This window comes from Streptomyces caeruleatus (genome assembly GCF_001514235.1).
GTDB classification, from domain to species: Bacteria; Actinomycetota; Actinomycetes; order Streptomycetales; family Streptomycetaceae; genus Streptomyces; species Streptomyces caeruleatus.
Genome location: NZ_KQ948946.1, coordinates 57,928 through 71,656, shown reverse-complemented (window position 1 = coordinate 71,656; position 13,729 = coordinate 57,928). Strand labels below are relative to the sequence as shown.

Annotated in this window: 22 protein-coding genes; all 22 read left to right on the top strand. The window is 70.7% G+C overall.

Annotation, left to right across the window (positions count from 1 at the left end; all coding sequences use genetic code 11):
• Positions 1-103 precede the first annotated feature (103 nt).
• Positions 104-346, top strand: coding sequence for a helix-turn-helix domain-containing protein (locus tag AQJ67_RS41450; RefSeq protein WP_062724831.1), 243 nt, complete (start codon positions 104-106; stop codon positions 344-346).
• Complete coding sequence (locus tag AQJ67_RS41445; protein WP_062724829.1) at positions 343-687, top strand: helix-turn-helix transcriptional regulator; 345 nt, start codon at positions 343-345, stop codon at positions 685-687. The genes AQJ67_RS41450 and AQJ67_RS41445 overlap by 4 nt, the downstream gene beginning before the upstream one ends.
• On the top strand, positions 684-1,193 hold the full coding sequence (locus AQJ67_RS41440) for a DUF6907 domain-containing protein (RefSeq protein WP_062724828.1): 510 nt from the start codon (positions 684-686) through the stop codon (positions 1,191-1,193). Before AQJ67_RS41445 ends, AQJ67_RS41440 begins: the two co-directional genes overlap by 4 nt.
• Entirely contained in the window at positions 1,190-1,531 is a 342-nt protein-coding gene (locus tag AQJ67_RS41435) for a hypothetical protein (RefSeq protein WP_062724826.1), read from the top strand. The genes AQJ67_RS41440 and AQJ67_RS41435 overlap by 4 nt, the downstream gene beginning before the upstream one ends.
• Complete coding sequence (locus AQJ67_RS41430) at positions 1,528-1,839, top strand: hypothetical protein (protein ID WP_062724825.1); 312 nt, start codon at positions 1,528-1,530, stop codon at positions 1,837-1,839. The genes AQJ67_RS41435 and AQJ67_RS41430 overlap by 4 nt, the downstream gene beginning before the upstream one ends.
• Positions 1,836-2,018, top strand: coding sequence for a hypothetical protein (locus AQJ67_RS41425; protein WP_062724823.1), 183 nt, complete (start codon positions 1,836-1,838; stop codon positions 2,016-2,018). The genes AQJ67_RS41430 and AQJ67_RS41425 overlap by 4 nt, the downstream gene beginning before the upstream one ends.
• Positions 2,015-4,660, top strand: a complete 2,646-nt coding sequence (locus AQJ67_RS41420) for a bifunctional DNA primase/polymerase (protein WP_062724821.1) — start codon at positions 2,015-2,017, stop codon at positions 4,658-4,660. The genes AQJ67_RS41425 and AQJ67_RS41420 overlap by 4 nt, the downstream gene beginning before the upstream one ends.
• A 330-nt stretch (positions 4,661-4,990) precedes the next feature.
• Positions 4,991-6,604: a DEAD/DEAH box helicase gene (locus AQJ67_RS41415; protein WP_244190778.1), complete on the top strand. Its 1,614-nt coding sequence runs from the start codon at positions 4,991-4,993 to the stop codon at positions 6,602-6,604.
• Positions 6,605-6,666: 62 nt separating this feature from the next.
• Positions 6,667-7,188 carry a single-stranded DNA-binding protein gene (locus tag AQJ67_RS41410; protein ID WP_062724818.1) on the top strand — a complete coding sequence of 174 codons (522 nt, stop codon included), beginning with the start codon at positions 6,667-6,669 and terminating at the stop codon, positions 7,186-7,188.
• Positions 7,189-7,197: 9 nt separating this feature from the next.
• Positions 7,198-7,398 (top strand): hypothetical protein, encoded by a 201-nt coding sequence (locus AQJ67_RS41405; protein WP_062724816.1) that lies wholly within the window; start codon positions 7,198-7,200, stop codon positions 7,396-7,398.
• On the top strand, positions 7,395-8,021 hold the full coding sequence (locus AQJ67_RS41400) for a hypothetical protein (protein WP_062724814.1): 627 nt from the start codon (positions 7,395-7,397) through the stop codon (positions 8,019-8,021). Before AQJ67_RS41405 ends, AQJ67_RS41400 begins: the two co-directional genes overlap by 4 nt.
• A gap of 41 nt (positions 8,022-8,062) precedes the next feature.
• Positions 8,063-8,305 carry a hypothetical protein gene (locus AQJ67_RS41395; RefSeq protein ID WP_062724812.1) on the top strand — a complete coding sequence of 81 codons (243 nt, stop codon included), beginning with the start codon at positions 8,063-8,065 and terminating at the stop codon, positions 8,303-8,305.
• A 95-nt stretch (positions 8,306-8,400) separates the two neighbouring features.
• Positions 8,401-8,775, top strand: a complete 375-nt coding sequence (locus tag AQJ67_RS41390; RefSeq protein ID WP_062724810.1) for a hypothetical protein — start codon at positions 8,401-8,403, stop codon at positions 8,773-8,775.
• The gene (locus AQJ67_RS41385) at positions 8,772-9,149 is read left to right on the top strand and encodes a DUF6907 domain-containing protein (protein WP_062724808.1); all 378 of its coding nucleotides are present in this window, start codon (positions 8,772-8,774) and stop codon (positions 9,147-9,149) included. The genes AQJ67_RS41390 and AQJ67_RS41385 overlap by 4 nt, the downstream gene beginning before the upstream one ends.
• Entirely contained in the window at positions 9,146-9,994 is an 849-nt protein-coding gene (locus AQJ67_RS41380; protein WP_062724806.1) for a helix-turn-helix domain-containing protein, read from the top strand. The genes AQJ67_RS41385 and AQJ67_RS41380 overlap by 4 nt, the downstream gene beginning before the upstream one ends.
• On the top strand, positions 9,991-10,161 hold the full coding sequence (locus tag AQJ67_RS48480; protein WP_167366255.1) for a hypothetical protein: 171 nt from the start codon (positions 9,991-9,993) through the stop codon (positions 10,159-10,161). The genes AQJ67_RS41380 and AQJ67_RS48480 overlap by 4 nt, the downstream gene beginning before the upstream one ends.
• A complete protein-coding gene (locus AQJ67_RS41375) occupies positions 10,158-10,487 on the top strand; it encodes a hypothetical protein (protein ID WP_062724899.1) in 330 nt (109 codons plus the stop codon). The genes AQJ67_RS48480 and AQJ67_RS41375 overlap by 4 nt, the downstream gene beginning before the upstream one ends.
• A gap of 83 nt (positions 10,488-10,570) precedes the next feature.
• Positions 10,571-10,720: a hypothetical protein gene (locus tag AQJ67_RS48040; RefSeq protein ID WP_159058924.1), complete on the top strand. Its 150-nt coding sequence runs from the start codon at positions 10,571-10,573 to the stop codon at positions 10,718-10,720.
• A gap of 21 nt (positions 10,721-10,741) precedes the next feature.
• Complete coding sequence (locus AQJ67_RS41370; protein WP_062724804.1) at positions 10,742-10,951, top strand: hypothetical protein; 210 nt, start codon at positions 10,742-10,744, stop codon at positions 10,949-10,951.
• The gene (locus tag AQJ67_RS48475; RefSeq protein ID WP_167366254.1) at positions 10,944-11,105 is read left to right on the top strand and encodes a DUF6257 family protein; all 162 of its coding nucleotides are present in this window, start codon (positions 10,944-10,946) and stop codon (positions 11,103-11,105) included. Before AQJ67_RS41370 ends, AQJ67_RS48475 begins: the two co-directional genes overlap by 8 nt.
• Positions 11,106-11,191: 86 nt before the next feature.
• Positions 11,192-13,324 (top strand): FtsK/SpoIIIE domain-containing protein, encoded by a 2,133-nt coding sequence (locus AQJ67_RS41365; protein ID WP_062724802.1) that lies wholly within the window; start codon positions 11,192-11,194, stop codon positions 13,322-13,324.
• 178 nt (positions 13,325-13,502) lie between these two features.
• Positions 13,503-13,703 (top strand): hypothetical protein, encoded by a 201-nt coding sequence (locus tag AQJ67_RS41360; RefSeq protein WP_062724799.1) that lies wholly within the window; start codon positions 13,503-13,505, stop codon positions 13,701-13,703.
• Positions 13,704-13,729 lie beyond the last annotated feature (26 nt).

Genomic DNA, 13,729 nt, shown 5'->3' with positions numbered 1-13,729 from the left:
AGCTACTGTTACAGATGCTTGCTTGCACGCCTGCAATCACAGGCGTAGCTTGCTTGCACGGCAGGAGTTAATAGCTCCCAAGCCAGCAAGCAAGGAGACCCTGATGTCCAGCTACCGCCTGAGTAACAGGCGCCTCCAGGAGGCCGCCGCCGCCAAGGGCGACCACACCAACTACGCCATCGCCAAGCGCACCGGCCTCAACCAGACGACCCTGTCGCGCGTCTGCCGCGGCATCGTCCAGCCCGCCGCCGCAACGCTGCTCACCCTTGCCGCCACCTACGGCCTCAGCGTCGACGAGCTCATCGACCGCAACGCCGACGGCCAGGCCGAGGGGGACGCGGCATGAAGACCCGGGCCCTGACCGCCGCCGAAGTCATCGCACTCCCGGCCATGCCGACCGCGCAGGACGCGTTCGCCGCCCTCGGCATCTCCGGCGACCTCGGCTACCAGCTGATCCGCGACGACGAGTTCCCCATCGAGGTCATCAAGCTCGGCGCGCGCGCCCTCCGCGTCCGTCGCAGCGACGTCCTGAACTTCCTCGGCCTGGCCGAGGAGAGCGGCGTCGTCCCGGAGGTCCAGTCCGGGGTGCCGACCGCACAAAACGAAGAGGCAGCCGGGGTCCAGCCGGCCGCCTCTGTCGAGCAATCCACCCCTACCGCGAAGCAAGAGATCGGAACACGCTCATGAGCAACAGTGCCACGGCGGCAGCAGCGCCGTCGACCCCGGAATCCGCCAACACCCCGCGCACCTGGTCCTTCACCAACAAGGAGACGGGCCAGCTCTGCACCGTCACCTGCATGCCCGGGTGCACCATCGACCACGACCGGGACGCCGAGACCCCCGCGTACCCGGTGGACGTCTACTGCTGGACTGGCAGCGGCGACGACGTCACCCTGCCGATCGACAACACCGGGACCCCCGAAGAGTTCCGCGTGCTCAGCACCCGTATCGAGGTCCACCCGTTCGCCGGGACCCTCGCCCACCGCATGCCGTTCGCCGTCGTCGAGGTCATCGACGAGCACTGGATCGGCGGCCTCGACCCCGACGCCCTGGCAACGGTCATCAACACGCTCGCCGGGCGCCTGGACGCCATGCGCCGCACGCACGCCGAGCTGGTCCGCGCTCGCGCCGACTACGCGGCCGAGCAGATCCTCACCGCCCTCCGCCAGGACACCGAGGAGGCAGCGGCATGACGACCCACGACCTCACCGTCTGCGCCTACGAGGGCGGTCCCGCCGCCGCCGTACTCACCGGCGAGACCGGCATCCAGTACGGCGTCTGCGCCGACTGCAAGGCCTGCCACGACAAGCAGCTGCTCGCGGCGCCCCACATCGCCACGATGGAGGCCTTCCGCGCCCAGATGCGGGCCATCGGCCAGGCGACGCCCGCCGTCGAGAAGTTCACCGACGACATGGTGCTCCTGCTCGTGGTCACCGACGACCCGCAGCGCTGCCTGAACACGATCCTGGCGGCCCTCGCCGGGGCCACCGAGGAGCAGCTGCGCACGGGCACCTGGCAGGTGACCGCGTGAACACACCGCTCGACACGTTCCTGTCCGACCAGGCCCTGGCCACCGCCCGCGACCTGGCCGGACGCGGAACCCCGGCTGTCGTGGTCCTCCCCGACACCGGCACCTGCAACTGGTGCGACTGCGACGTCCTCGCCAAGGGGCACGACAGCGAGTTCTGCGCTGGCTGCCCCCGGGAGGCCGCGAGCGCCCTGCACGTCTACAGCGCGACCACGGGCCAGCGCGAGTGGCACATCACCATCTGCCCCAGCCACAAGGACGACGCCATGCGGTTCATCACGGCGATCGTCGCCTCGGGAGGCCTCCAGTGACCACCACCGTGGCCGCCGTCCTCCACGTCGACCTCATCAAGCCCCGCGCCCGCTACGAGTGCTTCCGGCCCGGCTGCCCCCAGCCCGTCGAGCAGCCCGCGCGCGGAGACGACCTCCGGCACTTCATCAGCGGCATCAAGACCGAACACCTGGCCCGTTTCCATGGGGAGCACCGTTGAACGACGCACAGCCCACCCCCGACCTCCGGGCTTCCGCTCGCGAGCTGCACGACGCTGGCCTGTGCGTCCTCCCCATCAAGGCGGACGGCAGCAAGGCGCCAGACATCCGCTCATGGACCCCGTACAAGGTCACCCGGAGCACCCCCGCCGACCACTACCAGTGGTTCGGCGGGGGCCGCCCCCACGGCATCGCCGTCGTCTACGGCGCCGTCTCCGGCAACGTCGAGATGCTGGAGTTCGAGGGCCTCGCCATCCGTGAAGGCCTGCTCGACGAGGTCACCGAGATCATGCAGGCGTCCGGCCTCGGCGACGCCTGGGACGCGATCCTCAACGGCTGGGTGACCGAGTCGCCCAGCGGCGGCCGGCACTACCGCGTCCGCCTCGACGGCGCCGCCGTACCGCCGAACCGCAAGCTGGCCTCCCGGCCCGCGCAGGAAGACGAGTACACCCCCGAGGAACGCCAGCGCCTCGCCGAGAAGCCCAACACCAAGGTCGTCCGCGTCCTCATCGAGACGCGCGGTGAGGGCGGTTACGGCCTGGTCGAGCCGTCCGGCGGTCCGGTCCACGCCACTGGTCGCCCCTACCTCCGGGTGGCGGGCGGCCCGGGCACCATCCCCGTCCTCGACGCCGACACGATGGACGCGGTGCGGGACGTCTGCCGCATGGTCGACCAGATGCCGACCCCGGAGGCGCCCAAGACCGCGCCTCGCCCGGCCCCGCCGCTCCCCGGCGGCGGGATGCGCCCGGGCGAGGACTACAACGTCCGCGCCGACTGGACGGAGATCCTCTCCGGCATCTTCCGGCCGCTCGTCACCCGAGGTCACACCACCTATTGGGGGTGGGCCGACGGCGCGCGCGGCGTGAAGGCGACCACTGGCCGGGACCCCGAGGCCGACCGGCTCTGGGTGTTCACCACCAGCTCCGAGTTCCAGGCCGACGTGCCGTACAGCAAGTTCGGCGCCTTCGCGCACCTGCGCCACGGCGGAGACTTCAAGGCCGCGGCCGCCGACCTCCGTAACCAGGGGTACGGCTCGGAACCCCCACGGCGGCGGCTGAACGTCGTGCCCTCGCAGGGTCGGCACTTCAGCGACGGCTCCTCGGCCCTCGACCCCGACCACGCCCCGGACGTACAGGAGGAGTCCGAGGCAGGCCCGGGTCTGCGTGTCGTGCACACCAAGCCCGAGCTGGACATCACCAATGAGGCCGACGCCATCGACGGGCTGCTCGACATCATGGCCAAGGACCAGCTCCCCGGCCTGTACAAGCGGTCCTCCGGCCCCTGCTGGGTGTACGAGGACGACCAGGGCAACCCGCTCGTCAAGCAGCTCGGCACGGACAACCTGCGGGCCTACCTCGCCGAGCACGTCCTGTCGTACACCGTCGTCTCCGACCCGGCCACCGAGGGCACCAAGGAAGTCCGCGAGCTGGTCATGCCGAAGACGTGCGGCACGATCCTCGGACGCCGGGACTGGCCCCTGCTGCCGCTCCGAGGCATCGTCACCTCGCCTGTCGTCCGGCCCGACGCCACCCTGGTCACGGCGCCCGGATACGACCGGGCGACCGGCCTGTACCTGCACCCGCGTGTCCCTCTGCGCAGGCTGGCCCCGCAGGTCACCCCCGAGTCCGTACAGCGGGCCAAGGACATCGTCCTCGGGCAGATGCTCGCCGACTTCCCGTTCGTCGACGACTCCGACCGTGCCCAGTACCTCGGCGCGCTGCTGTCCCCGATCATCCGGCCCTACATTCCCGGCCCGACCCCGATCGTGGTCATCACCAGCACGTCGCAGGGCTCCGGCAAGACGCTCCTGAAGGACGCGTTCGGCTACGTCTACGGCCTCGCCGAGACGCCGTGGCCCGAGAACGATGCCGAGCTCCGCAAGGCCATCACCGCGAAGCTGTGGGACTGCGGCGACCCCGTCATCGCGATGGACAACCTGCCCAACGGGCACATCATCAAGTCGCCGATCCTCTCGTCGCTCGTCACTCTGGCCAACTGGAGTGACCGGCTGCTCGGCAGCACGAGCAGCGTCACCATCCCCAACGACCGGCTCTGGGTCCTGACCGGCAACAACCTGCGCACCGGCGGCGACAACGCCCGCCGCACGCTGTGGGTACGCCTGGACCCCGACTGCCCCGACCCCGACCAGCGCGACAACTTCACCGTCGGCGACCTGCGCGGGTGGCTCGGCGACAACGCGTCCACCGTCGTCGCCGCACTCGTCACGATGGTGCGCGGCTGGCTCGCGGCCGGCGCCAAGACCGTGAACACCCGCATGGGCGACTACTCCCGCTGGGCGTCCGTCATCGCCGGGATCCTCGACTACCTGGAGGTCCCCGGCTGGCTCGCCAACCGGGACAACGCCGCGGCGACCCTCGACGACGAGGCCCAGGAGTGGGCCGCGTTCCTCACGGCCTGGAACACAGTCATCGGCGACCGCGCCGTCACCACCAAGGAGTTGCTCGGCCTCAAGGAGGACGTGCCGCGCCTCCACAACGGCGACGCGCCGTCCACCAAGCAGCTGGGGCACTGGCTCAAGGCCCGCACGGGCCGCTACTACGAAGATCTCAAGGTCGTCCTGGTCTACGACCGGAACCTGAAGCAGAACCGGTGGCGCGTCGAGCGGTACGGAGGCGCCCGGTGATCGCGACATCCCCGCATCGTGCGGGGTTTTCCCGGGATTCCGGAACCGCCCCTGACCTGCGCGTTTGCGGGAGTGCGGGGATTTCCGGAATCGGCGCCACTCCCCCCGTATACGGACCCGCATCACATACACCACGTGCAACACGGATGTGCATGCGTCCCGTAAAGATCACCTCCGGCTCTATACGTCAGCCTCAAGACACATTCCGGAAAACCCCGCAAACCCCGCTAAGCGGCAGGTCAGAGCGCATTTTCCAAGGTCCGGAAATCCCCGCAGACATCCCCGCAACATCCCCGCAGAACCCCGCAACGGGGAACCGAGGTGACCGCCATGTCTGATACGCCCGAGACGTTCACTCCCCGCCCGTACCAGGCCGAGGCCATCCATGCCCTCATCACCGGCTGGACCGGCCCGAACAACCGCCTCGCCGTCGTCCTCCCGACCGGCGCAGGCAAGACCGTCGTGTTCGCGAACCTCATCAGCCAGCTGCTCGCCAAGCTCGGCGGGCAGCGCGCCCTGGTCATCGCCCACCGCGAGGAGCTCATCGAGCAGGCCGCCGCCAAGATCCGCGCGGTGCGCCCGGATCTCCGGGTCGGCATCGTCAAGGCCGAGCGCGACGAGCATCACGACGTGGACGTCATCGTGGCCAGCGTCCAGACCCTGGCCGTCGAGAAGCGCCGCACCGCCATCCGCGACATTGGGGTGGTCATCGTCGACGAGTGCCACCACGCGGCCGCCCCCAGCTACATGACCGTCCTCCAGCACTTTGGCGCCTGGCGCGGCGTCCCCACCGCGGGGTTCACCGCCACCCTCACCCGCGCCGACGGTGGCCTCTCCGACGTCTGGCAGGACGTCGTCTACCAACTCGACATCCTCGACCTCATCACCGCCGGCCACCTGGTCGACGTCCGCGGCAAGCGCGTCATCGTCGGCGACCTCGACCTCGACAAGGTCAAGACCCGCGGCGGCGACCTCCAGGAGGGGCAGCTCGGCCGCGCCCTGGAGGAGTCCAGCGCCGCCGCCACGATCGCCCAGGCCTACCGCGAGCACGCCGCCGACCGGCCCGGCGTCGTCTTTACGCCCACCGTCAACTCCGCCAAGGTCGTCGCGCAGGCCATGACCGCCGCCGGGGTCCCCACGGGCGTCGTGTGGGGCGACATGCCCAAGGAGGACCGCACCGCCACGCTGAAGCGCTACCAGGCTGGCGACTTCCAGGCCCTCGCCAACTGCATGGTCCTCACCGAGGGATTCGACGCCCCGCACACCTCATGCGCGGTCATCGCCCGCCCCACCAAGTCCCCCGGCCTGTACGTGCAGATGGCCGGCCGCGCCCTGCGCCTGGCGGACGGCAAGAAGGACGCCCTGATCCTCGACGTGATGGGCGCCTCCACCCGCCACAAGCTCGCCTCCCTCGTCGACATGTCCGACCGGCTCCCCGCCGAGCCGAAGGAAGGCCAGTCGCTCCGGGAGGCCGCCGAGGAACCGCAGTACGTCCCCACCGCCCCGGGCGTGCTGGAGGTCGAGGACATCAACCTGTTCGCCGACTCCCCCGTCCGGTGGCTGCGCACCTACAACGGCACGTGGTTCATCCCGGCCGGGGACGACAAGCTGCTCTTTCTGCTGCCCGACCTGGCGGAGCGCGGCTACCGGCTGAGGATGTGGCAGGACGGCGAGATCGTGACCCCGGCCCGGGACATGGCGTACCCGCTGGCGGACGCCATGCAGTGGACCGAGGTCCACGCCCGCCGGATCGCCCCGCGGCAGTTCGTGTCCCGGGATTCACGGTGGCGCGCGGCGGCGCCGTCGCAGAAGCAGCTGGCGTACTGCCGGTTCAACCGGATCGTCGTCCCGCGCGGCAGCACGGCCGGGGACGTCTCAGACCTTCAGGCGTCGCATCGGGCGTCGGGCCGGATCGACCGGCAGACGGCCCAGTTCGCAGCCTGACGGCCGGGCCTGTCCGTATCAGGCCCGGCCTCCCACCCAGCACACCACAGAAGGAGTTCGCCATGGCAGGCGAGACCGTGATCACCCTCGTCGGCAACCTGGTCGACGACCCCGAGCTGCGCTTCACACCGGCCGGCGCCGCCGTCGCCAAGTTCCGTATCGCCTCCACGCCGCGCGTCTTCAACCGGGAGGCGAACGAGTGGAAGGACGGCGACGCCCTGTTCCTGACCTGCTCGGTGTGGCGGCAGGCCGCTGAGAACGTCGCCGAGTCCCTGCAGCGCGGCATGCGCGTCATCGTGCAGGGCCGCCTCAAGCAGCGCTCTTATGAGGACAAGGAGCAGGTGAAGCGCACGGTGTACGAGCTCGACGTCGACGAGGTCGGCGCGGCTCTCTCCCGCGCCACGGCCAAGGTCGAGAAGAACCGGCCGAACGGCGGCGGCCGCGCGCCCGCCGGACAGGGCCCCGCGGATGACCCCTGGTCCACCGGCAGCCCGGCCAACGGCCAGCAGCAGGGCGGCGGGTGGGGCGGCCAGCAGCAGCCCGCCGCGCAGGCCGGCGGCTACTCCGACGAACCCCCCTTCTAGGAGATCGACATGACCCCGAACGAGCTCCAGATGCTCGTGTGCGGCGTCCTCATCGGCGTCTACACGATGCTGATCGCCGACATCTACTGGACGTGGCGCGACGCCCGCCGCGACCGCCAGCGAGCCCGCGCCGTCCGCCGACGTTCGGCGGGCGACCGCTACCTGAACAGCCTCCGCCTGTACCAGCTCCAGCAGCGGAGCCGGGCATGAGCGCCTCCTGCGGCCTGTGCGACCGCGCCCTGGAGCTCGGCTACCTGTGCCCCGGGTGCACGCTCGGCACCGCCCAGCGCCTCGACCGCATGCCCGCGATGTACGAAGCCCTCGCCGCGTTCCTCCACCCCGGCGGCCGCCGACCCGAGCTGGGCCGTACCCAGCCCGTCGAGGCGCCGCTGCCGATCGCCGAGCCCGCGTTCAACCTGCGCGGGCCCGGCGGGATGGTCGGCGTCCTGGAGGACTGGCGCAGCGCTATGCAGGCCGACCGCGAGTGGGGGCAGCCCGCCCTCACCGGGGACACCGAGCGACGCATCACCGTCGCCGCGCGCGCCCTGTCCATGAACCTGGACTGGATCGCGTCCAGCTGGCCGATGGCCGGCGCGTTCGCCGAGGAGATGCGTGGCCTCGAACGTGACGTCGCGTCGATCGTGAACCCACCCTCGCCGTCGTTGCGGCTGGGCAACTGCCCAGCCGTCTTCGTGGACGGCGAGGTGTGTGGTGCCGTCCTGCGCGTTCCGCACGGCACGGCGGAGGTCGTGTGCCGGTGGTGCGGTCACTTCTACCCGCAGTCGACATGGCTCTCCCTGGCGGCTGGCCATCTGGCTGGCGAGGTAGCGTGAAGACCTTGAATCCAACCCCGGGTTGGATTAGTGTGGTTGCGATGGAACCGAAGCCCTGGCGGGACCGGATCCAAGACGAGGACGCGCTGTTGCAGCAGCTCACCGGCCTCGTCACCGAAGCCGCCGACCGCCGCGCCGAGGCGCTACTCGAAGGAGTGGCCGACCTCGGCACCGTCGCCGACGTCGCCCGTGACATCGGCCTCAGCTGGAACGCCGTCGACAAGGCGATCAAGAGGTACGAGCGCAGGAAAGTCGCCAGCGACGGCAGCACAACAACCGAATAGACAGCGAGGGCCGGGCAGCAGCTCGGGGGTTGCAGCCCCCGGCGCGCGCGCCACCCGACCCTCTACCGAACGTCCTGACTACACCAGGAGTCGGCATGACCGATCATTTCGCGCGCCCTCTGCGGGCCGCAAGTTCCGAACGCGTCGCTGAGCTGCACAGGCTGGCCGACGCCGACTACGCCAAGGGCCAGCAGGAGCGCGCTACCCCGCACCTCGCCCCCTCTTACGCGGCCCACAGCATGGCCGGCCTCGGGTTGGCGCCCGAGCCCACCGACCTCGATGTCGCCATCCGCGTCGCCCAGCAGCTGCTCGACAGCAGCGACGCCGTCATCCTGCGCGAGTCCCTGCGCATCCTGCTCCGCGCGCTCGGCGCCGAGCCGCTCACCGCGGACGAGGCCGTCCGCCGCTCCGTCGACGCCCAGTTCCCCACCATCGCCGCGTTCCTCGCCGACGAGCGAGGTGGCCAGTGAGCACCGAGCCCCGCACCGTCACTCTGCCCACGCTCGACCACGGCGACGTGACAATGCCCGAGCCGTCCTGGTGCCGAGGCCACGACGACCACCGGCCCGACACCTACCGCGTCGACCTCGACCACAAGGGCGTCGAGCACACGCTCAGCCACCTCGGCGAGCCGCTCTTGCGTGCGTTCCTCGGCCAGGCCCCTTTCGCCAGCCGCCCCGAGCACCGGACTATCGGCCTGTACGTCGAGCAGGGCAGCTACGCGCGCACCCTCAACGACGCGGCCAGCCTGTACGACCTCGCCGCCACGTTCGAGGCGCATGCCGACCGGCTCCGCGAGCTCGCTGACCAACTGGCCACGATCCTCGACGGGGGTGGCCAGTGATCCGCGTCCGCAGTGTCCTTGCCCGCTGGTTCCGCCGCCCCGCACCGGTGTCCGGTCGCCGTCCGGCCGCCCCGCTGTGGGTCCGTGGCCTCACCGCCGGTGGCCGCCCCGTCGTCCTCAGCGTCGCCCTGCTGATGTGCGCGCCCGGCGAGTACCACCTCGCGGCCAACGCCGGATGGCGCGACCCGTTCACCTACGGCATGCCGGTCGTCCTGTCCGCCTACGCGGGCATCGCGGCCGCCGTCGCCTCCACCCGCCGCACCGGCGACCGGGGCCGCTGGTCCGCCATCATCGGCGCCTGCCTGGCCCTCGGCCTCGCCATGGCCGCCCAGGTCGTCAGCCACCTGATCGACACCGGGCACCTGGTGGCCGACCAGCCCGCCCTGATCGCCGTCACCTCCCTGGTACCGCCCGCCGTCGTCGGACACCTGCTGCACCTCGCGGCAACCCCGCCGGACGCACACCAGGACGCCCCGGAGGCTCCCACCGTCCTGAGCGTCCCGCCCGCCCCTGAGGTCGTCCCGTCGGGTGTCCGGCTGCTGCCGATGGCGGCCCGGCCGACGCCCACCGTGACCCTCGAACGCGAGGAACCCCGGGACGCCGACAGGACGCTGGAGTTGGAGCCCGGGACAGCACAGGACGCCGAGGACGGCGATGACGGACCGCCGCCCGAGCCGCCCCTGATGACGTCCGCCGACGTAGCCCGGCACTACGGCATCACCCCGTCCACCGTCCGCAACTGGGTGGCCGCAGGACGCATCCCCGTCCACTCCAAGGACGTCTCGGGACGCAACCTGTTCCACCCCGAGCAACTGCCCAACTTCTACGTGGGGGTGCCGTCATGAAGCTGCTCATCCTCGGCGCCCTGCTCGCCCTGATGCTGCTCTTCCCGTCGCTCGGTGCCGCCGTCCTCGGTGTGGCTGTCGCGGTCGTGTCCGAGCCCCTGGCCGTGGCGTTCGCTCTCGGCCTGGTCGCTGGTCTCCGTGCCCGGTCGAGGGGATGGTCGCGATGAACGACGACCTCACCCCGCTCGACAAGGCGGAGGCTGCCGCGAGAGAGGCCGCGGTGAACTCGGCGGCCGTACAGATCGCGCTTGCCGCCGTCGAGCTGGCCAAGGCGGCCCAGGCCCAGCCCACCCGGCAGCCGCACCACTGCGAGCACCAGCACAAGCCGCGTCGCAGCGCGGGCGAGTGGATCGGCATCGCATGCGCGGTGTGCGTCGGCGGCGTCGGTGTGGCCTTCGCGTCGCTCGCGCTGGCCATCCTCGGCGGCGTCGCCGCGATCGTCGTCCTCGTCCTGCGGGACATGTGGCGCGACATGCAGCGCAAGGGCCGCTGACCGGCTGCCTGTCCGCCAGGACCATGCGCCTGGCGGACGGGGAACCACTCAGCGTTCCAACGCCTACCGAGAGAGGTCCGTCCATGGCCAAGAAGATCACCGTCATCGACAACAACGGCACGACCACCGAGATCACGGTCACCGACGACGACACCGCCCGCCACTACGAGGACCTCCCCTTCACGGCCCCTCACATCACCGTCGTGACCGTCACCGACGACAACGAGCGCTGACCGCCACTCAGGAGGAATCCAATGACCCGCGAACAGCGACTGACCATGGCCGACATCGCCACGACCAGGGCCGCAGGCCTCGCCCGCGAAGCGGAGGACGCCGCCCGCAGCCTCAACTCCCGGCACCATGCCGCGCCGCTCGCCGCCGCCGGCGCACTGTGGGCTGACCTGGCCCGGGCCCACGCCGCCATCGCCGCCGTCCTGCCCGAGACGGAGCCCACCGATGGCTGACGACATCAAGTTCGGCGACTTCACCCGCGCTGAAAAGGTGCGCATCGCCGCCCTCACCGCCCGCATGGCCACGCCCCGCGCCAACCTCACCGCCCTGCGCCGCAAGGTCGAACGAATCGAGCAGGACGCGCTCCGCCGCAAGAACGGCAAGTAGCAACGCCCCGGGGACGGCGTCCCACCTCCAAGCAAGTCGCCGCCCCCGGGGCCTCCCGACCCCAGCAAGAGGCAGGAAGCCCCAGCATGACCGTCACCCTCATTAAGGCGCCAGCGGACGCGCCCCCGGACGCCCAGGACGCCCCCGTAGCCGGGGCGTCCTCGACCCGTCCCGAACGGCGCCGCGCACGGTACAGGCGCATCGCCAAAGCCGCCCTCGACGACGAACGCGTCCGCACCACAGGACGCATCGCCGTCCGCCACGCGTCCTACATCGCAGGCGGCACCAAGGTCATCGGACGCCGCGTCTGGGACAGCCGCAGCAGCTCCCGCTACGAGCGCATGATCCGCGCCGCCGAAGCCGCCGGCCTCCTGGAGGAAGTCAAGGAGTGGGAGGCCCGCGCGCAGGCGTACCGGGCCGCCCGCCACCGCCGCCGCCTCGACATGCTGCAGCTGATGATCCAGGCGCCCAAGGCCATCGCCTTCGCCACCACCGGCGCGGCCGGCACTCTCCTCATGCTGGGGATCCTGCTCGCGTGGGGCAGCGGTGACGTCCGGGACGTCCTCACGCCCATCGAGACCGTCATCGACCTGGTGCAGCTGCTCGCCTTCCTCGGCAGTGTCATCTGGGACCCGTTCCTGTTCGCCGCCCCCTGGATCGGCCTCTTCGCCGTGTGGGCCGTCGGCCAGCAGCAGCACACCGCCCCCCAGTGGGCGCTGCCCGCCAGTGCCCGCACCTTCGGCGACGCCATCACCCCGCACATCGTCGTCGTAGCCTTCCGCGACCTGGGCATCTCGCCGCTGCGCAAGGCCATCGAGGGCATGGGCGACGTCGGCGCCGCCATGCTGTCCCCCATCAAAATCGCCGGGTGCGGCGTCCAGGTCGACGTACACCTGCCCTCCGGCGTCTCCACCGAGGAGATCCAGAACAAGCGGCGCAAGCTCGCCGAGAACCTCAACCGGCACGAACACGAAGTGTTCATCACCATCCCGCCGCAGCCGCGCACCGTCCGCCTGTGGATCGCCGACTCCGGCGCCCTCGACGAGCCCATCGGCCCCTCGCCGCTCATGCTCGACGAGGACATCACCGCCGACTACTACACCGGCTCCGCACCGTGGGGGCAGAACCTGCGCGGCGACGCCGTCGGCGTCAGCGTCTTCCAGCGGCACATCCTGCTCACCGGCCTGTCCAACCAGGGCAAGACGGCGTCCCTGCGCGCCCTGGCCCTGTGGCTGATGTTCGACATCACCGTCGACTTCTACATCGCCGACCTCAAGGGTGTGGGCGACTGGCGCGGCTTCCTCGGCCTGGCCCAAGTCCTTATCCAGGGCCCCACGGACGAGCACGTCGCCCTGGCCACCGACATGGTCGAGTGGGGCGTCGACGAGATGCAGCGCCGTATCGCCCTGCTCGAAGAGTCCGGCGCGACCGACGGGGTGACCAGGGAAATGGCCCGCACCGACCCCCGGTTCCGGCCCATCGTCCTCATCGTCGACGAGGCCCAGGTCGCCTACGGATGCGGCGCCAAGAGTCTCGACGGACGCCCCTACGGCGGCAGCAAGGCCACGTCCCGCTACTTCCAGGCCGTGAAGAAGATTCACGACCAGGGCCGCGCCGTGAACGTCACCATCTGGGAAGGCACCCAGGACCCCACCGACGAGAACCTGCCCAAGCGGTCCCGTGAGGGCAACCACATCCGCGGCAGCCTGGTCCTGGGCACCGAGTCGCAGGCCAAGATGGCGCTCGGCGAGGCCCCGGTCGAGGCCGGCGCCGCCCCGCACAAGCTGCGCCGCGACATCGACCGCGGCACGCTCGTCGTCGCGGGCGGAGTGAAGATGGAGCCCGGCGAAGTCTCCGTGACCGTGCGGACGCACTTCATCTCCGGCGAGGACGCCATAGCGCTCACCGACCGGGCCAAGGCCCTCCGCGAGGACGTCGCTACCGTCCTCCAGCTCGAAGTCGTCCCCGACTTCGACCACCTCATCGACCTCGCCGCCGTCGTCGGCTCCGAGAAGCGGGTACGAACCACCGAGGTTCTGCACCGCCTCAAGGCCCGCAACCACGCGCTCTACGAGCAGTGGACCGGCGGCCGTCTGAAGGCGCTCCTGGCCGAGTACGGGGAGGAGCCGGGCACCTATGACGGCTATCCGGTCGTGAGGCTGGAGAGCGTCGAACGGGCCCTCGCCCGGCGCGCGGAAGAGATCGCAGAGGCTCAGTGACCCGCCAGTGGGCAGTGACTTTCCACTAACGGGGTCACTGGATCACCCCACTGGCGTTGATCAGGGGAAACGGCGATCTAGTGACTCAGTGAGCCCGTATCCAGGGACGCCCAAGAGCCCCCGGATACGGGCTCTTGCGCGTCCACCACAGCCTCACTCACTGCCGCATCATGGGGTCATGGAGTCGCAGATGATCCGGCCCGGCCACCTCACAGCACACCAGACCGCGCAGCAGCTCGGCATCACCCTCGAAGGCGTCCGCAAGCTCGTCCAGCGCGGCAAGCTCACCCGCTCTGGCGGCACCCCGCGACAGGCCTGGTACGCCGTCCCCGACGTCACGGCGCTCCAAGTCGAACGCCGCACACGCAGCGCCGCTTGACCGCAGGTCAGACGCCGTGTCACGAT